The sequence below is a fragment of the Neorhizobium galegae bv. orientalis str. HAMBI 540 genome, assembly GCF_000731315.1.
Lineage (GTDB): Bacteria > Pseudomonadota > Alphaproteobacteria > Rhizobiales > Rhizobiaceae > Neorhizobium > Neorhizobium galegae.
In genome coordinates this window covers 1877795-1897936 of the sequence record NZ_HG938353.1, presented here as the reverse complement: position 1 = coordinate 1897936, position 20142 = coordinate 1877795, and the positions used below count along the sequence as shown (strand labels likewise).

Below are 20142 nucleotides of genomic sequence, written 5' to 3'. Positions count from 1 at the left end.
CTCAGTTCCCCTTCGGATCGAGGACGTCGCGCAGTGCGTCGCCGAGGAAGTTGAAGGCAAGCGAGACGAGCAGGATAGCGATGGCCGGGATCATCGGCACCCACCATTGTTCGAAGATGAAGCGCTTGGCGGTAGCGATCATCGCACCCCATTCCGGCGATGGCGGCTGCGCGCCCATGCCGAGAAAGCCGAGCGAGGCGGCGGTAATGATGATCGAGCTCATGTCGAGCGTGACGCGGACGATCAGGCTCGGCGTGCAGAGCGGCGCGATATGGCGGAAGATGATCCGCCAGGACGAAGCGCCTGTCAGCCGATATGCGGCGATGAAATCGCTGCCTCGCACGGTCAGCGTTTCGGCGCGCGCCATGCGGGCATAAGGCGGCCATGCGGTGAGCGCGATGGCGAGAACCGCGCTTTCGACGCCCGGCTTCAGCGCCGCGACGAAGGCGAGTGCCAGAACGAGGCGGGGGAAGGCCAGAAAGATATCGGTGATGCGCATCAGGATCGTATCGACGATACCGCCGAAATAGCCGGCGATGCAGCCAATGGCGAGCCCTATCGGTGCGACGAGGACGACAACGGCGATGACCATACCGAGCGTGACGCGGGCGCCGTAGAGGATGCGGGTATAGACATCGCGGCCCAGCTCGTCGGTGCCCAGCCAATGCGCGGCGCTTGGTGCTGCCAGCCGGTTGCCCAGTTCTTGCGTTGCAGGATTGTGGGTGGCGAGCAGCGGCGCGAGGATCGCCATCAGCACGAAGATCGCGATGATCGTCAGCCCGATCATGCCGAGCGGGTTGCCCTTGAAGTTCAGCCAGGCGCGGTAACGGTTGCCCCATGCGGCCTGACGGCGCGAGGAGGGCGTTTCGCTGAGCGCCCAGTTACGGAAAGCGGAAGTCATTATTGCACCCTCGGATCGAGCAGACGGTACAGAATGTCCGCGAGTAGGTTGAGCCCGACATAGATCAGGCCGACGAGAAGCGTCGAACCGATGACCGGGTTCATGTCGGCGTTCATCAGCGAGGTCGTCAGATACTGGCCGATGCCCGGCCAGGAGAAGACGGTCTCGGTGACGACCGCGCCTTCGAGCAGACCGGCATAGGTCAGCGCCAGAACCGTGATGAGCTGTACGGCGACGGTCGGGAAGGCATGGCTCCAGACGACCTTGAGGCCGGAAAGCCCCTTGGCGCGGGCAGTGATGACATATTCGCCCTTCAGTGCATCGATCATGAAGGCGCGTGTCATGCGGGCGATATAGGCCATGGAAAAATAGGCGAGGATGATAACCGGCTGGGCCATATGCGCCAGCGCATCCCGGAAGGCGTCGAGATCGCCCGCAAGCAGCGTATCGACCGACATGAGGCCGGTGACCGTCGGGATCATGCCGTCATAGATGATGTCCTGACGGCCCGGCCCAGGCGCGATGCCGAGCGCCGAATAGAAGATCAGGAGCGAGATCATCGACAACATGAAGACCGGCACGGAATGGCCGGCGAGGCAGAGCACGCGGATCGCCTGGTCGGTGAACGAACCTTGGCGGACGGCGGCCCAGACACCGAGCGGAATGCCGACAAGGGTGGCCAGCAGCAGGGCTGCGGTGGCCAGTTCGAACGTGGCCGGGAAGAAGCGCGCGATATCGGTCGCCACCGGGTTCTTGGTGAGAACCGACATGCCGAAATCGCCGTGCAGAAGCTGGCTCAGATAATGCAGGAACTGCACCGGAATGGGCTGATCGAGCCCCATTTCGGCTCGTACACGCTGGATGACATCCTCAGGCGCATTGTCGCCGACGGCGGCGATAACCGGATCGACCGGCATGACGCGGCCGATGAGGAAGGTGAGGACCGTGAGGCCGAACAGCGTCAGGATGACGCTGCTCAGCATTGCGGAAAAGGACTTAAGCCGGTTCTTCAAGCCTTTTTGGTCTCCAGGTAGTTATTGCCTTCGGACAAGACGCCCAGACGGAACCCTTCCACGCCAACCCGGCAAGCCGCGGTCCTGGTGGTCTGGAACATGACGGCGAACGGGCTGTTTTCCATGAAGTCGCGCTGCAGGGCCTCGTAAAGCGCGATGCGCTTGGCCGGGTCCTTCTCGTCGCGGGCGGCTTCCGCCTTGGCGGCGAGAGCGTCGTCCTTGAACGAGGAGCGCCATGCGAAAGGCTTGTTCTTGGCGTTTTCCGAATTGTCCTTGTTGATGCAGAAGACTTCGGCGTTCGAATTCGGGTCGAAATAGTCCGTGCCCCAGGCGGACAGCGCCATCTCATGCTGGCGGCCGCGCATCTTGGTCAGGACCTGACGGTTCTCTGCCGATTGCAGCTTCACCCGGATGCCGATTTCGCCGAGGTTTGCCTGGATCGCCTGGGCGAGATCCGGGTAGGGTTGGGCGGCATAATGATCGAGGGTGATTTCAAAACCGTCCTTCAGGCCGGCTTCCGCCATCAGCGCCTTGGCCTTTTCGACATCCCGCTTATAGGGCAGATCCTTCACCGTACCGGGGAAGCCCAAAGGCTCCATGCTCTGGTGCACGACGTGGCTGAGCGGAATGATGTTCTTCTGGATACCTTCGTAATCGAGCGCCCATTTCACGGCCTTCCAGACCTGCGGCTTCGCGAGGTTCGGGTTGGACTGGTTAAGCGAGATCAGCACCAGCGAAGCGATCTGCTTCCGGATGAGGGTGATGTCCTTGTCGTTCTGCGCTGCCTTCAACTGTTCGGACGTCAGGTCGCGGGCGATATCGACATCGCCCTTCTGCAGCATGAGAAGCTGGGAAGACGGATCGACCACATGCCGGACGATGACGCGTTTCAGGTTGCCCTTGTAAGGGCCATGCGGGTTAAGCTGCAGGGAGATGCTTTCTGACGCCTTCCAGGCCTGCAGCATGAATGGGCCGGAACCGGCGCTGTTCTTCTGCAGCCAGGCATTGCCGAGGTCGTTGTTGACGGCGTTCGCCATGACGACCTTCTTCTCGACGATCGCGCCGATATTCGCCGAGAGGCAGAACAGCAGGAAGGAGATCGAGGTCGGCTTTTCGGTCGTCAGCGTGACGGTCTTGGCGTCCTTGGCGACGATACGGGCCTCGACGTTATCGGCCGTGAAGCCGAATTGGTTGATGATGAAAGCCGGGCTCTTGTTCATCTTGATGGCGCGCTGCAGCGAGAACGCAACGTCCTCGGCCGTAACATCCGCGCCGGACGAAAACTTCTGGTCGGAGAGCTTGAAGGTGAAGACCTTGCTCTCGGCATCTGCTTCCCACGAAGCGGCGACAACGGGGACGACTTGATCCGGATTGTCGTTATTGGCGCGCACCAGCTTCTGGTACATGTTGCTGATCATTTCGCCACCGACGGCCTCAAAACCCTCATGCGGGTCGAGGCTGGTCATGTTGTCGAGTTGCTGGGCAACGACCAGGATATCCTTCGGCGTGGCCGCGAATGCGGTGTCTGCCAGTTCGAGATAGGACAGGAAGGGCAGGGCAGCGCCGCCGATCAGAAAGTTACGTCTGGATACCATTATTCTATTCCCCTTGAATGGCCGGGCCTCCGGAAATGCCGGAGGCCGGTTAAGATTTTGCCGAAAAATGATGCAAGCCTCATATCAGGCGCCATTTCAGGCGACCAATTCCGTTTTTCGAATGGGTTATGCGCGGTTTGCATTTGCGGCCGCCGCGCCGGCTACGTACGGATAATCAAAAGTCCCATGCTTTGGCAGGATATTTCAGGAAATGCTCAACGATTTGCTCCCGGTCTTCGATGGCCATAACGATGTTCTGCTGCGCCTCAGGCGCGCCGGTGGTGAAGATCCGGTGAAGCGGTTTCTCGAAGGTGAAGAGGCGGGGCATATCGACCTGCCACGCGCGAGGGCCGGTGGTCTCGCAGGCGGTCTTTGCGCTATTTATGTCCCGTTGCCAAGCATGACCAAGGATGCCAATGGCGATTTCCCGACGCCGGCTCAGCCGGATGCCTTGAATGAAACGCTCGCAATGGCGCGGCTGCTGTTCGATATCGAAGCACGTTCGCAAGGCGCAGTGACAGTCTGTCGCAACGCCGCCGATATCCGCCGCTCGATCGAATCCGGTAGTTTCGCAGCCGTCCTTCATATCGAGGGAGCCGAAGCTGTCGCAGCCAATCTCGATGCGCTGCATGTTCTCCACCAGGCCGGCCTTCGTACGCTCGGCCCGGTATGGAGCCGCCCGAACGTATTCGCTTACGGCGTTCCCTTCCGCTACCCGTCTTCGCCGGATATCGGCGCGGGCCTCAGCGATGCGGGCCGCGACCTCATCCGGGCTTGCAACGAGCTGAAGATCATGGTCGACCTGTCGCACATGAACGAAACCGGTTTCTGGGAGATCGCGAAAATCTCCAAGGCGCCGCTCGTTGCTTCCCATTCGAACGTGCACGCGCTCTGCCAGCACAGCCGCAACCTGACCGACCGCCAGCTCGACGCCATCAGGGACACGGGCGGCCTGGCCGGCATTAATTTCGGCGTCCTCTTCCTGCGCGATGACGGTATCAAGGACCCGAATACCAGCCTGGACCTCATCGTCCGCCACGTCGCCTATATCGCCGAACGCATCGGCATCGAGCATGTGGCGCTCGGCTCGGACTTCGACGGTACGACTATTCCGGCCGAGATGAAGGATGCGGCTGGCCTGCCGCGTCTCGTCGAAGCACTTCGCCGCCACGGTTTCAATGATGCGGAGCTAAAAAAGATCGCCCATGAGAACTGGGTCTCCGTATTGCAACGCAGCTGGGCGGCCTGATCGCGCACGCCAAGTCCAAGTCCCGCCACGGCCCTCCAGATGCATGCGGCGCATGCACGACGCCCGCGACAGGCGAGCAATTCGTCTGTCGCGGGTATAGATGTGAATTGTTTGACCAGCGACGTCTTACTTGGCGCGTGACCAGTTCGCGATATCCCAGAGCTCACTATCCCATGGGTTCATTGTATTGCCTTGCAGGGACATCACCGCACCCGACACGTTGCCGCGATGAACGAGAGGAATGACGGTGTAGGATTGAACCAGCATGTCGTTCATCTTGCGCGCAAGCTCGCCGCGTCCTTCGATCGTACCGGTCTGGCGGAAGGTCTTGGCGAGCGCATCATAATCCGGCGAGCAGTAGCGCGGCATGTTGCTGCCCTGCCACTGCGTCTTCGGCGAAGGAACAGCGGCGCACGTCCACTTGCTCAAATAGGATTCCTGGTCGATCCCTTTCGAATTGTCGGTGTACATCTCGATATCGGCGTAGAATTTCTGACGAGTGTCGGGATTGCCGGCGTCACCACCGAAGAAGACCGAACCGCTGACGTTACGCAGATCGACGTCCACGCCGATCGCCTTCCAGCTCTGCTTCAACATCGCCTGGGTATCCTGACGGACACCGCTGGTCGAGGTCAGGAACGACAGCTTGAGCTTCAGTCCGCCCTTCTCGCGGATGCCGCCGGCGCCTGGCTTCCAGCCGGCCTCGTCCAGCAGCGCTTTTGCCTGCTCGACATTCGGTGTCAGGCAACTGTCATTCGCTTTCGAGACAAATTGAGACGGCGCCGGGACCACGTTGCAGCTCGGCTCACCCTGGTCGGCATATAGGACCTCGGAAATCTCGGCGCGGTCGATTGCCAGCGACAGTGCTTTCCGGACGCGAATATCGCTCAGGAATTTATTCGGGCCGCCTTCGACCGTCGACCGTTTGTCACCAAGCTCTGCGCTGGGGTCGGTCAGGTTCAGGAAGAGATATTCCACCATCGAGCCGAATGCGGTCACCGGACGGGCTTTTCCGGACGAGACGAGGTTCTCGAAGACGTCCGGCGACAACTGCAGATTCCATCCGTAGTCCGCTTCGCCTGTATTGAAGACGGCACGTGCGGCCGACATCGCATCCCCGCCGCCCTTGATGGAAATGCTCGAAAAATGCGGCTTGTCGGTATCCCGGAACTTCGGGTTCATGGCGAAGACAGCGACATCGTTCGGCTTGAACTCCTTGACCACATAGGGGCCGGTGCCAATAGGGGCGAAGTTCTGCGCCGTGCAGGACGCAATCTTCTCGCCCACGCAATCCTTGAACTGCTTTTCCTGCAGGATTGGTGTGGTTGAGCTGACAAAGGTGATGTAAGGGTAAGGCGTCGATTGCGCGAAGTTGATCTCGACCGTCAGATCGTCCTTGGCGACGACGGACTTGACGCCGTCAAAAGTATTCGATGCCGCGCAGCCTGCGCCGGGCGCCGTGCAATATTTCCAGGTGAAGACCGCATCCTTCGCTGTCAGGTCGCTTCCGTCGGACCATTTGACGCCCGGGCGCAATTTCCAGGTGATTGTCGTCATGTCCGACGAGATGCCGCCATTCTCTTTTGTGGGAATTTCGGCGGAAAGCAGCGGGATCAAATTGCCCTTGGGGTCGAAACGGGCGAGCGGCTCGACGACCAGTGCTGCGGCATCGACGTCCTTACCTATGCCCGACAAGTACGGGTTCAGGGTGGACGCTGCTTGCCAGTACAAAATCTTCAAGTTTCCGTCCGTGCCAGGTGCAGCTTGCGCGCGGAGCGGTAGCACGGCGGCTGCGACTGCAGCGAGGAATATGGCCTTATTCATCTTACGAGTCTCCTGTTGCTTGGCACTGCTGGTTGCGGGACAGAACGCCGTAGACGGGCGGTTGACGTTTGTACCGTATTGTGCAAAATCATCCCGTAGAGTCAATATGTAATAAAGAATACAAATGATGTCGACTTCCCCACTTTTCGAGAGAATTCGCAAGGGAGCCCGTTCGACAGCTGAACGGAAGGTCGCCTCAGTACTTCTTGAGGGGTATCCGACACGCGCGCTCTCAACGGTGGAAGCGCTGGCGAAGCAGGCTTCGGTAAGCGCGCCAACCGTGCTGCGTTTTGTTGCCAAGATCGGCTATCCGCGTTTTGCCGACTTTCAGGCTGCTGCCATTGCCGATGTGGAGCGTCAGCTCGGCTCGCCGCTCAACAATATCCGTTCCGCGGTGCAAGCAGAAAAGCCGGACCACATCTATCAGCAGACCTTGCTCTTGCAGGCCGAAGCGCTGCAAACCGCCGCGGCCCAGGCGATGCCGGTAGAATTCGACGTGATCGTCGATCTGCTGGTCAATCCGAAGATAACCATCAAGCTTCTGGGTGGTCGCTACAGCCAGAATCTCGCGCAGAGACTGGCATTGCAGCTCGGGCAGTTGCGTCCTTCCGTCTTCTTTGCGCCGCTGACGCTGGGTTTCACCTATGACGCCCTTGTGGATGCCGGGCCGCAAGACTGTTTCGTGATCTTTGATTACCGCCGTTATCAGGCCGAGCTGTTGAATTTTGCGCGGGGTGCAAAACGTAGCGGCGCGAGGATCTGCCTGTTCACCGATACCTGGCGCTCGCCGATAGCGGAATATTCCGACGCGGTCCTGACATCGCCCGATAGCTCGACATCTCCCTTCGGATCTCGCGTGGTCCCCACGGCACAGATCGAGGCAATCGTTGCCGCGGTCAGCCTGCGTACACATGATCGCAGTCGCGAGCGGCTGGCCCGCATCGAAGAGTTGCGAAAGCTCGATGATGACGCTCCGTCATCGGGTAAGGATGAAGCCGAATGAATGCCAATCCACCGATCGTCCTGAACCGGCAGGGACGCCTGCCGGGCGTGATTGCCGTCGATCATGCCGGTCGATCCATTCCCGAGGCGCTTGGTGATCTGGGACTGAGCGCACATTGGCGGGACACCCATCACTTCTGTGATCTGGGTGCGGCCGAACTTGCTCATGCACTGGCGGAGCGCATCGACGTACCGATCGTGCTTTGCGACGTAAGCCGGCTGGTGATCGATGTAAACCGCTGGCTCGAAGATCCGAGATCTGTGGTGCCGGAGGTGGAGGGGACATCCATTCCGGCAAATATCGAAATGGACGATGCTGCCCTTATTGCGCGCCAGGAGGCTGTGTTCTGGCCCTATCAATGTTGCCTCGGAGAAATCTGGATGGAACAAAAGGCCAGGCATCCGAAGCCCTTCTTCTTCTCGTTACACAGTTGCACACGGGTTTTCGATGGTTTCCGACGTCCCTGGGATGGCGGGACCATCTGGCATGATGACGAAACACTGTCGCGCCATCTGGTAAGCCATCTCTCGCGAGAGGATGGTCTGGTGATCGGTGATAACCAGCCCTATTCCGGCCTGGGTGGGGCTTTCACGGTCGATCGGCACACCTACGGTTCCGGGCTGCCTGCCTGCGGTTTCGAGGTGACGAACGACCTGTTGCAGACCGAGGCAGATTTCAACCGCTGGGCAGATCTCCTGTCCGGCGTGTTGTTGGCAGCAATTGATGAAGGGCTGGCCGCATGAAACCGTTCCAATCCGAACCACCCTATGGCTTGACGGCGCCCGCGGCGCCGATAACGCAGGCTTTCAGTGGCGCGCGCACGGTGGATTTCCTGCTGATCGGTGGCGGTTATGGCGGCCTGTTGACCGCGATCGACCTTGCCGAACGCGGCGCCCAGGTCGTGGTGCTGGAAGCGGCCGACATCGGTGCCGGCGGTTCGGGGCGCAATCATGGCCAGTGCATTCCGGTGTTTCGCTACCTCGATCCGGCGGTGCTGCCCGCAAAGGGTGCGGAACTGTTGGCCAATGCAGGAGCGCTGGTCTTCGACCGGATCCGCCAGTACGACATGCAGTGTGAGGCCGTGCAGAAGGGAACGCTGACCGCGGCCTATAACAAGCGTACCCTTGCGACCACGAGGAGCGCACATGCGAAATACAACGGTCTGGGCAAATCCGACCGCTATTACGATGCCGATGAAATCGCGTCACTGACCGGCACCCGCAAATTTTCGGGCGGCTGGGCGCACCGGGAGGGCGGTCACGTCAATCCGTTGGCCTATGTCCGCGAACTGGCTCGTGTCGCTCTTTCGCTTGGCGTCGAAATCTTCACGAAAAGTCCGATGGTGGGCATGACCCGCCAACCCGGCGGCTGGCAGGTCCGGACGCCGGATGGTGAAATCCACGCCAAGGTCGTTGGACTGACGACGGACGCCTATTCAAACGGATCGATACCCGGTTCGCTGACGAAGGGATTTTTCCCGTTGACGAGCTACGCGGTTGCAAGCCGACCGTTGACGGCCGATCAGCGCAGTGCCGTCATGCCCTCGGGAATGAATTTTGGCGATACCCATCACGACCCGATGTTCTTCCGCATCGATGCATCGGGGCGGATCATCACCGGTGGTCTGCGCGAACCCGGACGTGGTACGCGTTTCGACTATACGGCTGCCTTCATGACACGTCGGCTCGGCGCCATCTGGCCGGTGCTCGCCGATCTTCAATGGGATCATATGTGGACGGGTGTGGTCAGCATGGCGCTTGACCAGACCCCGTCGATCCAGAAGCTCGATGACGGGCTCTGGGCCCTGTCGGGTTGGTCAGGGCGGGGCGTGCCGACCTCGGCTGCATTATCGCGCGCCTTTGCGCGAACGCTGGAAGATCCGGCGAAGGGGCTTTCCTATTGGCCGCAGCGGACGCCGCCGCAGGTGATCGCGCGTGGGCTCCTCGGCAGCATGGTGCAGTTGTGCCGCGGTCCATACAACCAGATGCGCGACAAGCTGGAAAGCTGATTGCAAAGGCGGACAACCGGGATTTGGTCCCTTTGTCCGCCGTTTCCCTTCGCGTTCGGCCGCTCTAGCGGCCACGGATCCTCGGATCCATCGCATCCCGCAAACCATCGCCGACATAGTTCACCGAAAGAACGGTCAGCGAGATCGCGATGCCGGGCATGACAACGCGCATCGGGTAGATCTGTATCTGGTCGATTGCGTCGTAGAGCAGGCGCCCCCAGGTCGGGAAGTCCGGCGGAAAGCCAAGGCCAAGGAACGATAGCGAACTTTCGGTGATGATCGCGCTGGCAATACCGAGTGTCGCGGAGACAAGCACCGGCGAGAGCACATTCGGCAGGATATGGCGCTGGATCATCTTGGCGCGCCGGGTGCCGATCGACTGAGCGGCAAGGATGAATTCCCGCTCCTTCAAAGTCAGCACCTCTCCGCGCACTAGGCGCGCGGCGTGCATCCAGCTTGTCAGCCCGATGACGAAGACGATCAGTAGAAACGTGCCGGCTTCCGCTCCGAGCAGTCGGGCCAGCGGTTCCCGAAACAACATGGACGTAACCAGAAGAATAGGCAGCAGGGGCAGGGCCAGAAACAGATCCGTGAGCCGCATCAATATACCGTCGACGGCACGGAAATAACCGGCGCAGACCCCGACCAGTGTCCCGAGCGACAATGACAGGAGCATCGCCACCACTCCCACCGTCAGCGAGACCCGCCCGCCGGCCATCAACCGGGCCAGCATGTCGCGGCCAAGTTGGTCCGTACCAAGCGGATGTGCGAGCGACGGCCCCCTGTTTCGCGCCCGCATGACGATTTCGGTCGGGTCCACATGCCACAGCCAGGGGCCTGCAATGACTGCAACCAGGATGAGGCCCAGGATGAGCATGCCTGCCATTGCGCCGCGATGGCTGCGGAACTGGCGCCAGACATCGAGAGACTGGCTGGAGCGCTTCGTGAATGTCACTTGAGTGGTAACGTCAGTCATAGCGAATTCTCGGGTCCAATATGCCATAGAGGATGTCGGTGATCAGATTGAACAGAACGATCAGTACCGCGAAAATGAACGTCAGCGTCTGCACCATGGGAAGGTCGTTCGCCTGGATCGACGAGATCAGCAATTCGCCGATACCGTTCACCTTGAAGACCTGCTCGGTGATGATCGCGCCCCCGAAAATCTGTGGCACGCCCATGCCGATGACGGTGACGACCGGGATCATCGAGTTGCGCAGCACATGGATCAGCACGACAACCTTCTCGGTCAGGCCCTTCGCGCGCGCCGTACGGACATAGTCCTCGCGCAGGTTGTCGAGGACGGAGGCCCGCATGAAACGACTGATCTGGCTCGCATTGTACAGCGCAAGCACCATCATGGGCAGGACCATCTGGCGCAGCTGAGCCAGGAAGCTCTGCCAGTCTGTGACCTGCAGCGTCGTGTCGTAGAAGGATGGAAACCACGGAAGGGCGACGGAAAACAGCACGATCAGCACGACGCCGGTGAAGAAGGTCGGCACGGAAAATCCGATCATCGAGATAAGCGTGCCGATCTGATCGAACCAGCTGTATTGCCGGTAGGCAGAGATGATGCCGATCGGCAGTGCGATGGCTATGCCGACAATATAGGCGACTCCGACGACCCAGAGCGTCTGCGGCAGCCGCTGTGCGATGATGTCGGCGACCGGTGCGCGCGATTGCCAGGAAACGATCCGCTGGCTGTCGCCGCTCAGATCAAGCCCGAACAGCGCGTCGATGACATGCAGCGGCTCGATCCAGAAAAACTGTTTGAGCCAGAGGGCATAGCGCGTCATCAGAGGATCGCCGAGCCCGAGCGAGAGCCGCATTTTCTCCTTCACCTCGGGCGGGATGGTCAGGGGCAGCTGCGCCATCGGGTCGCCGGGTGCGAGGCCGAGCAGGAGGAAAATGATCAGGCTGATCAGCAGCAGTGTCGGAACGGCGACGACGAGCCGCCTGATTGTATAGTGGAACATTCATCGCGCCTCAGTCTTGCCGAGCCGAAGGGGCGAAAGCCGTCCGGGCCAGTGTGTAGACATTGATAGTGCGGATGGAGATGTGACCGGCTTCAACGTCTCTGCTCTTTCTTCTGGTTCCCGTTTTTGTAAAATAGATTGCAAAAATGCCTTCTGATAGTCAATATGTAAAGAATGGTACTTTTTGAGGGTCGGTGATCGCCGTCTTACAAGATGTCCGGATACGCTGGGTTGCGGCTTGATACGGGCGCGCGGCTGAGTGATCGGATGACCCGACCGGCGACCGGGAGATTTGATGTCCGAAATGTCCAACGCCTTGAGATCGCCCGTGCAAGGCACACCCGAACCGCTTGTCTCGGTCGAAAATCTGCGGGTCGAGTTCGAAAGCGATCGCGGCCGGATCGTCGGTGTGCATGATGTCAGTTTCGATATCATGCCGGGCGAATGTGTCTGCGTCGTCGGCGAGTCCGGCTCGGGGAAATCCGTCTCGGCTCTTTCGCTGATGAGGCTGGTGGAATTCGGTGGCGGCCGCATCGCTTCCGGTCGCTTGCAGTTCCAGCAGGCCAACGGCCAGCGGATCAACCTGGCTGAGGCCGATGCTGCGACCATGCGAACTATACGCGGCAACCAGATCGGCATGGTTTTCCAGGAGCCGATGACCGCTCTCAATCCGGTCTTCACGATCGGGCGGCAACTGGTCGAGGTCATAATGGCCCACCGGCCGCTCGCTTATTCCGCTGCCCGCAACAAGGCACTCGATCTGCTGCGCCAGATGCAGATCAGCGAACCCGAACGGCGCATACAACAATATCCGCACGAGCTGTCCGGTGGCATGCGCCAGCGCATCGTGATTGCAATGGCCATGGCATGCGAGCCACGTCTGCTGATCTGCGACGAGCCGACGACGGCGCTGGACGTGACCATCCAGGCGGAGATCCTGACACTGATCGATCGCCTGAAGCGCGAAACCGGCGCGTCCGTTCTGTTTATCACCCATGACATGTCGGTCGTTGCGCAGATGGCGGACCGGGTGGTGGTCATGTATCGCGGCGAGAAGGTGGAAGAAGGGGCCGTCGAGGAGATCTTCACCGCGGCCACTCATCCCTATACGCGTGCGCTGCTTGCGGCCGTTCCGAGGCTGGGTGAAATGCGTGGGACCACCGAACCGGAGCCGATGCGGGTGCTTGCCGCCACCGGCGCCACCGCCGGCCCTTCGCTGGAGCGCGCGCCGCCGCCGCGTGTCACGGAAGATCCGGCCGTTCTTCTCGAGGTTAGGAACCTGACCACTCGTTTCGCCGTCCGCAAGGGGCTGATGCGCAGGATCACGGCCAATGTCCATGCGGTCGAGGATGTGAGTTTCTCGCTGCATCGGGGCCAGACGCTCAGCATCGTCGGGGAATCCGGCTGCGGAAAATCGACATGCGGCCGGTCGATTCTCAGGCTCGTCCAGCCCACGTCCGGCCAGGTGTGGCTTGACGGTCTCGATGTCCTCGCGCAGTCGAGCCACGACCTTCATGCGACGCGACGCCAGATGCAGATGGTGTTCCAGGATCCCTATGCGAGCCTCAATCCGCAGATGCGGCTGTTCGACCAGGTGGCCGAACCGCTGCGAAACTACCGGCTGCTGTCCGGAAACGCGCTGCACCAGCGCGTCATCGAGCTGTTCGAACGGGTACAGCTACCCTCATCGTTCCTCCACCGTTATGCGCACGAACTTTCCGGTGGGCAGCGCCAGCGTATCGCGATCGCGCGAGCACTGGCGCTCAATCCGAAGCTGATCGTCGCCGATGAGGCGGTTTCGGCGCTCGACGTTTCGGTGCAGGCACAGGTTCTCAACCTTCTGATGGAGCTTCAGAGGGATCTCGGGATCTCGTTCCTGTTCATCAGTCACGACATGTCCGTGGTCGAACGCATCAGCCACCGGGTTGCCGTCATGTATCTGGGGCGGATTGTCGAGATCGGCCCCCGTGCGGCAATTTTCGAAAGGCCGCAGCATCCCTATACGCAGGCCTTGCTTGCGGCCGTGCCTGTCGCCGATCCCACCCGCAGGACCCTGCGCGGCCCGGCGAGCTATCATCCGCTGCATTCGCCGATCCATCCCCAGGATCATGTCGTGCAGCCATCGGTTTACAGGGAGGTGGCCCCCGGACATCTGGTACTGGACACGGACTAGATGCGGCCAACCGAAATCTCAGGCATTACAACAGGACAGGGATAATCATGCTCGATAAACGCAAGTTCTATATCGATGCCCGATGGACTGATCCGGTTGAGGCGAAAAACCTCGAAGTGATCAATCCTTCCACCGAGGAGGCATTTGCCATCATTTCGCTCGGCACCGACAAGGATACGGACTTGGCCGTCGACGCTGCCAAACGCGCCTTCGACGGCTGGTCGAACACCGCGCCGGGCGAGCGCCTGGCGAAAGTCGAGCGCCTGCTGGAAATCTACAAACGCCGGGCCGAGGAAATGGCCCGCACCATTTCACAGGAAATGGGTGCGCCGATCGACATGGCCCTCAGGAGCCAGGTAGGGGCGGGCGCCTGGCACATGACGAATTTCATAACCGCGTTTCGGGATTTCAAGTTCGTCAGGCCGTTAGGCGACCATGCGCCGGACAACCGGATCGTCATGGATCCGATCGGCGTCGTTGGCCTGATCACCCCATGGAACTGGCCGATGAACCAGGTCACTCTCAAGGTGACGCCCGCTTTGCTGGCCGGATGCACCCTGGTGCTCAAGCCGTCGGAGGTTGCGCCGCTGTCGTCGATGCTCTTTGCGGAATTTGCCGACGAGGCCGGCATACCCGCCGGCGTCTTCAATCTTGTCAACGGCGACGGTCCGGGCGTCGGCACGCGGTTGTCGGCACACCCCGACATCGAGATGATAAGCTTCACCGGTTCCACACGGGCAGGCAAGGCGATCTCGAAGGTCGCCGCGGAAACATTGAAGCGTGTTGCACTTGAGCTTGGCGGCAAGGGCGCCAACATCATCTTCGAAGATGCCGATGGTGATGCGGTCCGGCGCGGTGCCGCTCATTGCTTCAACAATACGGGCCAGAGCTGCAATGCGCCGACACGCATGCTGGTTCAGCGCTCCATCTACGATGACGCAGTCGAAACAGCGAAGTCGGTGGCGGAGGCCCTTGCCATCGATGTGGCTGACAAACATGGGGCGCATATCGGCCCTCTGGTCTCCGATACCCAGTATTCCAGAGTTCAGGACCTGATCGGAAAGGGGATCGAGGAGGGCGCACGTCTCGTCGCCGGCGGCCCCGGCCGTCCTTCCGGGCTGAACCGTGGTTATTTCGTGCGCCCCACCATCTTCGCTGACGTCGACAACAACATGACGATCGCGCGCGAAGAGGTATTCGGGCCGGTCCTGTCGATCATTCCCTTCGATACGGAAGAAGAGGCGATCACGATAGCCAACGACACGCCATACGGCCTGAGCAACTACGTACAGACACAGGACGGTGAGCGGCGAAACCGCGTGGCGCGCAAGCTCAAGTCGGGCATGGTCGAGATGAACGGCGTGTCGCGCGCCGCCGGTGCACCGTTCGGAGGCGTAAAGGCTTCGGGCCGGGCGCGAGAAGGCGGCGTCTGGGGCATCGAGGAATTCCTTGAACCCAAAGCGGTCTCGGGCTGGAGCGAAGAAAGCGCAATATCAGAGTGAGAAATTGCTCGCTTGGTTATTGAGCGCTGATGGCGTTTATGGCCGTTTTTCCACGGTTGGAGACAACCGCCTGCCGCCCGATCACATCCCTTCAAGGCGAAGGGATGATTTCCGCGCCGCCAGCTTTGGAATTTGCCGCTCGACCAATAGCAGGAATCGTTGATTGCGAGCCCCCGCACTGCGCTGCGGTACTCCATAAACGCCGAAGCTACGATCCGGTGCGATGCGTTTCAAAAAATACCCACCGGACTTAAATCTGCTTGTGCCCAATGTAAGGTAATCAGCTTGCTCCGGCGCGTATGACTTGGGTTACGCGCTCCGCCCTGCGAAATCTCCCTTGGAATCACGTCAGTCGGAATTGTGATGCGGCGGGATGCGCCATCAGCGCCTCCCGGAACGCCACCAGCTTGTGATGCTGCGCCGAAGCCTCAATCGCTCGTCGGTTCCCGCTCCAGTCCACTTATTAGGCGCTGTTAGTGCTCCTCCGCGTCGAGACCTGTGTTCGGGCATGGAACATTTTGCGTCGGTGACAGCCCGTCGCCGTCCCTGAACTTCGGTCACGACGATGGCTCTGGGACCGGGTGGAGTTGATCAAGCTGTTGATAGACCAAGAAGCGTGTCGGCATTTCCGTGGGCGATGCGCGCCCTGTCCGCGGGGGAAACAGGCAGGCTTTTGAGAAACGCTACGCCGGCGCTATTCGTGGCGTAAGGATAGTCGACCGAGAACAGGATGCGATCTGTGCCAAACGCGGTCAGCGCGGCGAGAAATGCGGACGTGTCGAAGAAGCCACTGGTCGTGATCCAAACTTGATCCAGAATAGTTTGCGATACGGTCCGCTGCCGTCCCGCTTCTGCTCCCGTCCCGAAGGTCTCATCAACGCGTTTGAGCAGCATTGGGAGCAACTCACCCAAGTGACCGATGATGAGCTTCAGGCCCGGGTTCCGATCGAGCGTGCCGGACAGAACGAGGCGAAGAATGTGAATCGCCGTTTCAGAATGCCAGCCGAAGCCGGCGTTGGACAGCAGATACGATGAAATCTCGCCCGGCAGTCCGCTATAATAAGCATCCCGCACTGCACGTGGCGGCGGTCCGGGATGAATATAAAGCGGGGACCCGAGCGCCTCGGCACGCGCCAGGATAGGAGCGAACCGCGGGTCGTCCAGGAACAGTCCATCCGTGGTGCCATTGATGGAGGCCCCGCGAAAACCGAGCTTTTTCACGCACCGCTCCAGTTCGTCTGCCGCCGCCGCAGGCTCTTTCATGGGCAAGTGGGCGAATGCCGCGAAACGATCGGGATGTCTTTCGACCGCAACAGCAAGTCGATCATTATAATCACGCGCAAAGCCGATGCCTTCTTCTCCAGCCAGCAATTCGGCGCCCGGACCTATGACCGACAGCACTTGCAGGGTGAGTTCAGCCTGGTTCATCGCATCGATGCGCCCCTGCTGTATATCGCCTAGCGCCTCGTTGAGAGGTCCCGGACCCCAATGACCGCTCGATGGCACCCAGCCGGCTTCTACGGCAACCGAACCCGGAATTCTTTGGGTCATTTCAGGGAGCATGACATGCTCCTCTAATGCAATGATACGCATGATCTCGTTTTCTCCATTCGGCGGCGGGAAAAGTCTAAAGTACGCCGCCATCATTGTTAGTATCGCGTCCATTAATGGCGTGATACGCTTTGAAATGACTATCGATATCGAAAATCTGCCAATCGCACCCGTTCGGGCCCCGACGGCAGCCGCGTGGGACGTCGAGTTCGCGACACCCGCGATGGCGTTACTTGTCGGGTACGACGAGAACTGGGTTGAGCTGCCGCTGCACGAGCACGCGAGCGGGCAACTCATCATCGCGCTGAGCGGCGCGGTAATGTGCCATGTTCCCGGCTCGATATGGATCGTTCCAACCGGGTGCGCCGTGTGGATTCCAGCCGGCCTTCGGCACCGCAGTCCGGCATCGCTGCACTCGCGCATAGGCATCCTGTTCGTTAAACAGGATGCCGCCTGCCTACCCCCTCATTGTTGCACTCTCGAGATCACCCCATTGGTGAGGGAGATAGTGCTGCGCCTCGTTGGCACGACCGTAGGGAGCGACGCCGACGAGCACGAGCTCCGCCTGATGAAGGTACTGTTGAAGGAACTGGAGGGAATGCCGACAGGTGGTTTGAGGCTTCCGGTTTCGTCCCATCCGAAGATGGTGGCGATCCAGGAGGCGCTGATGGCGCATCCGGGCGACCGCACGACGCTTGCCGAATGGTCAGGTCGGATCGCCACCAGCGAGCGCACCCTGGCCCGCTTGGTCTTCAGGGAAACGGGAATGACGTTCGGTCGATGGCGGCAGCAGCTGCATTTGCTTGTTGCCTTGTCCAAGCTGTCCGACGGAGTGCCAGTACAGCAAGTCGCCGAAGTCCTTGGCTACGAGTCGGCGACCTCCTTTATAACAATGTTCCGTAAGGCGTTGGGAACAACGCCGTCGCGATACTTCGACCGCACAGTTACCGATCCGCGAAGGCTTAGAAGGAAAAGTCAGCAAGCCGAATAGTTCGGTAAGTCGCTCAAAAGTTTGTCTCTCTGTTATCGATGCCCCTTGCTGCAAGGGCGTCTACAAGGCGATTTCCTACACTGAGAGGCGAGTGGCGGCGTCGCGATCAATGACCTTGAGAAGGATTGAGGACCAGTTCACTTCAAATCGGCGTCTGTCTCTACTTAAATTGAGGCCTCCATCTTGCTCGATTCAGAGATTTCCGCCGCTGGCATTCCCGGTGCTGCTGTTTCCCTTGATCGGACCACCCAATGTGGCCTTGAACCACTCGACCACCCGGTCGATGATCGGCGGCTGATACCAGGTGAGATCGCCATGACCTGCGCCCTCGACAAGAACGTACTCAACCTTGTCGCCCTTCTTCTTCAGGGCCTCAAAGAGCTGCACGCTCTGGAGGGGCGAAACGAGCGTGTCGGCGCTTCCATGCATGATGAGGAACGGCGGCTTGCTGCCTTCGACATGGCCCATGGGACTTGCCTGTAAGGCCTTCTCGGGGTCGCTACCGATCGATGCACCGGGGAAATCCCCAAACGCCGTGCCGTTCACCAGCAGCGCCTCGGTCACCGCCGGTGATTGATGCACCTTTGCGATATCATCCGGAAAGCCGTCGCCAATTTCCAGAAGGTTCGAGATCCCGTACATCGTCACGGCCGCCTGGACGTCGGAGGATTTGTCAAGAAACTGCCCCTTGTCGAAGCTCTTCTCGCCATTCGTCATGCCCATCATCTGCGACAGATATCCGCCGGCGGAATCCCCGAGCACGCCGATGCGGGCAGGATCGATACCGTATTCGTCCGCATGTTTGCGCAGATAGCGGATCGCAGCCTTACCGTCCTCGACGAGAGCTGGATACTTGTTCGGAACCGTGCGGTATTGCGCAGCCGCGACCACGAAGCCCGCCTTGGCGAGCGGCATGCGTAGGTCTATGAACTTCTCATGATCCGCCGAGATAAAGCCGCCGCCCGGAAAATAGACAATCGCCGGTTTCAGATCTTTGGTCCGCGGCACGAGCAGCGACATTTCAAGCTGGGTGACGGCTCGAACCTGCTTGATTTGCGTAAAAACCACGCCGCTGATCTCATCGATCTGGCCTTGTGTTTTTTCGACGCGGACAACCTGCGCACCCTCTGCGTAGCCCGGAAGCGAGGTTTTATCGTCAGCTTGAACAAGACTGCTGGCCACTGTGGTTGCTCCCCAAAACAAGGTGCCAAGAAGTATCTTCTGCTTCGTCTTCATTTCGATTTTCTCCTACGGATGGGATTAGATCACGCCTTAGACGGTGGTTGGTACATTGCATATCAAGAGCCCGCACGTCCGGCGGCTACGTTACGCTCACGCCGGCTTTCGCTTGGATGCGCTTTCGACGGTCGTCCAGAACTTCTCGGCCAACTCCGTCATCCGCGATCGGGATCGGATCAGCACGATCTTGACCGGCACCATCCACTTCTCGTCGCCGGCGATTGCGAGCTTTCCTTCAGGCTCCAGCTCGGAACTGGCAAGGCTGCTTGGTATCCAGGCAACGCCTTTCCCTTCCAATGCCAACGCTTTCAAGACCATTGCCAGATGGGATGTGAACACACGAGCGAGATGCAGTTCGCTCCCCACGTGGGGCAGATTGGCGGCCAAGATTCGCCCCATTCCTGATTTCTCGTCGAACGAGATATGTGCGACCGGATCCGATGGCGTGCCTGGCAGCTTGTAAATCGGCGCTCCCTTGTCATTCTTCTGCGCAACCGGGAGAAGGACGTCGCTGGCAAGTTCCATGTACTTGAAATCTGCGTCATGCAGACGAATTTCGCTGTTCGGATGGAAGTGGCAGAGCAGAAACTGGGCTCGGCCTTCTGCCATCATCCTCTCGCACTCGTTCATATTATCCGAAAGGAGCCGGATCGGGACGGTCGCCACCGACGAGCCCAGACTTTGGACCCAACCCGGGAAAAAGGTGAAGGACAATGCATGCGTCGCCGCAAACGTTAGGGTGGCGGTCGCCGCCCGTTCCTGGCTCAAGTCCTGAACGGCCCGTTCGATCCTTTGAAGAATATCGTTTGCGGCATCGAGCATGATTTCGCCGGCGGGCGTAATCCTGATGCGGTGTGTCGAACGGTCGACCAGAACCGATCCGCTCCAATCTTCAAAAGCCTTTATCCGTCGACCAAAAGCGGGCTGGGTGATGTTGCGCAGCTCCGCTGCCCTCGAGAAATTGAGGGTGTCGGCGAGTGCTCGCAAGTCCAAAAGCCAGGCAGTATCCATCTCATCCTCTCACTTCCGGCACCAATTGAAGCCGAAACGGCATTGGACCGTCAATCGCTTGTTCGCGAATGTTGCGTTGAGGAGTGCCGTTGTTGGAGACGACGGC

General features: G+C 59.9%; 16 protein-coding genes. 7 read left to right on the top strand and 9 right to left on the bottom strand.

Annotated elements, in window-relative coordinates:
- Position 1: 1 nt before the first annotated feature.
- The 3 genes from RG540_RS09625 to RG540_RS09615 are packed head-to-tail and all read right to left on the bottom strand — an operon-like array spanning position 2 to position 3509.
- Positions 2-904, bottom strand: a complete 903-nt coding sequence (locus RG540_RS09625) for an ABC transporter permease (protein ID WP_157884648.1) — start codon at positions 902-904, stop codon at positions 2-4.
- Positions 901-1914, bottom strand: coding sequence for an ABC transporter permease (locus RG540_RS09620; RefSeq protein ID WP_162182799.1), 1014 nt, complete (start codon positions 1912-1914; stop codon positions 901-903). Before RG540_RS09620 ends, RG540_RS09625 begins: the two co-directional genes overlap by 4 nt.
- Complete coding sequence (locus RG540_RS09615) at positions 1911-3509, bottom strand: ABC transporter substrate-binding protein (RefSeq protein ID WP_038587164.1); 1599 nt, start codon at positions 3507-3509, stop codon at positions 1911-1913. Before RG540_RS09615 ends, RG540_RS09620 begins: the two co-directional genes overlap by 4 nt.
- 211 nt (positions 3510-3720) lie before the next feature.
- Between RG540_RS09615 and RG540_RS09610 the strand changes: the two genes are divergently transcribed.
- On the top strand, positions 3721-4758 hold the full coding sequence (locus tag RG540_RS09610; RefSeq protein WP_038587162.1) for a dipeptidase: 1038 nt from the start codon (positions 3721-3723) through the stop codon (positions 4756-4758).
- Between the two features lie 126 nt (positions 4759-4884).
- On the opposite strand, the gene RG540_RS09605 is transcribed toward RG540_RS09610, so the two are convergent.
- The gene (locus tag RG540_RS09605; RefSeq protein WP_038587160.1) at positions 4885-6582 is read right to left on the bottom strand and encodes a peptide ABC transporter substrate-binding protein; all 1698 of its coding nucleotides are present in this window, start codon (positions 6580-6582) and stop codon (positions 4885-4887) included.
- A gap of 124 nt (positions 6583-6706) precedes the next feature.
- Here RG540_RS09605 and RG540_RS09600 point away from each other — a divergent pair, with 124 nt between their 5' ends.
- The 3 genes from RG540_RS09600 to RG540_RS09590 are packed head-to-tail and all read left to right on the top strand — an operon-like array spanning position 6707 to position 9593.
- The gene (locus tag RG540_RS09600; protein WP_051909310.1) at positions 6707-7585 is read left to right on the top strand and encodes a MurR/RpiR family transcriptional regulator; all 879 of its coding nucleotides are present in this window, start codon (positions 6707-6709) and stop codon (positions 7583-7585) included.
- Positions 7582-8328: an N-formylglutamate amidohydrolase gene (locus RG540_RS09595; protein ID WP_051909308.1), complete on the top strand. Its 747-nt coding sequence runs from the start codon at positions 7582-7584 to the stop codon at positions 8326-8328. The genes RG540_RS09600 and RG540_RS09595 overlap by 4 nt, the downstream gene beginning before the upstream one ends.
- On the top strand, positions 8325-9593 hold the full coding sequence (locus tag RG540_RS09590) for an NAD(P)/FAD-dependent oxidoreductase (protein WP_038587158.1): 1269 nt from the start codon (positions 8325-8327) through the stop codon (positions 9591-9593). The genes RG540_RS09595 and RG540_RS09590 overlap by 4 nt, the downstream gene beginning before the upstream one ends.
- 64 nt (positions 9594-9657) lie before the next feature.
- Here RG540_RS09590 and RG540_RS09585 read toward each other — a convergent pair whose 3' ends face one another.
- On the bottom strand, positions 9658-10569 hold the full coding sequence (locus tag RG540_RS09585) for an ABC transporter permease (RefSeq protein ID WP_038587156.1): 912 nt from the start codon (positions 10567-10569) through the stop codon (positions 9658-9660).
- A complete protein-coding gene (locus tag RG540_RS09580; protein ID WP_038587153.1) occupies positions 10562-11569 on the bottom strand; it encodes an ABC transporter permease in 1008 nt (335 codons plus the stop codon). The genes RG540_RS09585 and RG540_RS09580 overlap by 8 nt, the downstream gene beginning before the upstream one ends.
- Positions 11570-11864: 295 nt before the next feature.
- On the opposite strand from RG540_RS09580, the gene RG540_RS09575 reads away from it, so the two are divergent.
- Entirely contained in the window at positions 11865-13742 is a 1878-nt protein-coding gene (locus tag RG540_RS09575) for an ABC transporter ATP-binding protein (protein WP_244446643.1), read from the top strand.
- 47 nt (positions 13743-13789) lie between these two features.
- Positions 13790-15244: an aldehyde dehydrogenase family protein gene (locus RG540_RS09570; RefSeq protein ID WP_038587150.1), complete on the top strand. Its 1455-nt coding sequence runs from the start codon at positions 13790-13792 to the stop codon at positions 15242-15244.
- Positions 15245-15835: 591 nt separating this feature from the next.
- Here RG540_RS09570 and RG540_RS09565 read toward each other — a convergent pair.
- Complete coding sequence (locus RG540_RS09565; RefSeq protein WP_038587147.1) at positions 15836-16837, bottom strand: amidohydrolase family protein; 1002 nt, start codon at positions 16835-16837, stop codon at positions 15836-15838.
- Between RG540_RS09565 and RG540_RS09560 the strand changes: the two genes are divergently transcribed.
- Positions 16836-17786, top strand: coding sequence for an AraC family transcriptional regulator (locus RG540_RS09560; RefSeq protein WP_244446642.1), 951 nt, complete (start codon positions 16836-16838; stop codon positions 17784-17786). The genes RG540_RS09565 and RG540_RS09560 overlap by 2 nt on opposite strands.
- A 192-nt stretch (positions 17787-17978) precedes the next feature.
- On the opposite strand, the gene RG540_RS09555 is transcribed toward RG540_RS09560, so the two are convergent.
- Complete coding sequence (locus tag RG540_RS09555; protein WP_051909306.1) at positions 17979-19022, bottom strand: alpha/beta hydrolase; 1044 nt, start codon at positions 19020-19022, stop codon at positions 17979-17981.
- 96 nt (positions 19023-19118) lie between these two features.
- Positions 19119-20036 (bottom strand): LysR substrate-binding domain-containing protein, encoded by a 918-nt coding sequence (locus tag RG540_RS09550; protein ID WP_038587144.1) that lies wholly within the window; start codon positions 20034-20036, stop codon positions 19119-19121.
- Positions 20037-20142: the final 106 nt, after the last annotated feature.

What these genes read in the sequence shown, in the direction of transcription:
- RG540_RS09550 (WP_038587144.1), bottom strand. Translation starts at nt 20,036, where the DNA reads ATGGATACTGCCTGGCTTTTGGACTTGCGAGCACTCGCCGACACCCTC.
- RG540_RS09585 (WP_038587156.1), bottom strand. Translation starts at nt 10,569, where the DNA reads ATGACTGACGTTACCACTCAAGTGACATTCACGAAGCGCTCCAGCCAG.
- RG540_RS09600 (WP_051909310.1), top strand. Translation starts at nt 6,707, where the DNA reads ATGATGTCGACTTCCCCACTTTTCGAGAGAATTCGCAAGGGAGCCCGT.
- RG540_RS09580 (WP_038587153.1), bottom strand. Translation starts at nt 11,569, where the DNA reads ATGTTCCACTATACAATCAGGCGGCTCGTCGTCGCCGTTCCGACACTG.
- RG540_RS09570 (WP_038587150.1), top strand. Translation starts at nt 13,790, where the DNA reads ATGCTCGATAAACGCAAGTTCTATATCGATGCCCGATGGACTGATCCG.
- RG540_RS09610 (WP_038587162.1), top strand. Translation starts at nt 3,721, where the DNA reads ATGCTCAACGATTTGCTCCCGGTCTTCGATGGCCATAACGATGTTCTG.
- RG540_RS09590 (WP_038587158.1), top strand. Translation starts at nt 8,325, where the DNA reads ATGAAACCGTTCCAATCCGAACCACCCTATGGCTTGACGGCGCCCGCG.
- RG540_RS09615 (WP_038587164.1), bottom strand. Translation starts at nt 3,509, where the DNA reads ATGGTATCCAGACGTAACTTTCTGATCGGCGGCGCTGCCCTGCCCTTC.
- RG540_RS09605 (WP_038587160.1), bottom strand. Translation starts at nt 6,582, where the DNA reads ATGAATAAGGCCATATTCCTCGCTGCAGTCGCAGCCGCCGTGCTACCG.
- RG540_RS09555 (WP_051909306.1), bottom strand. Translation starts at nt 19,022, where the DNA reads ATGAAGACGAAGCAGAAGATACTTCTTGGCACCTTGTTTTGGGGAGCA.
- RG540_RS09575 (WP_244446643.1), top strand. Translation starts at nt 11,865, where the DNA reads ATGTCCGAAATGTCCAACGCCTTGAGATCGCCCGTGCAAGGCACACCC.
- RG540_RS09565 (WP_038587147.1), bottom strand. Translation starts at nt 16,837, where the DNA reads ATGCGTATCATTGCATTAGAGGAGCATGTCATGCTCCCTGAAATGACC.
- RG540_RS09560 (WP_244446642.1), top strand. Translation starts at nt 16,836, where the DNA reads ATGATCTCGTTTTCTCCATTCGGCGGCGGGAAAAGTCTAAAGTACGCC.
- RG540_RS09595 (WP_051909308.1), top strand. Translation starts at nt 7,582, where the DNA reads ATGAATGCCAATCCACCGATCGTCCTGAACCGGCAGGGACGCCTGCCG.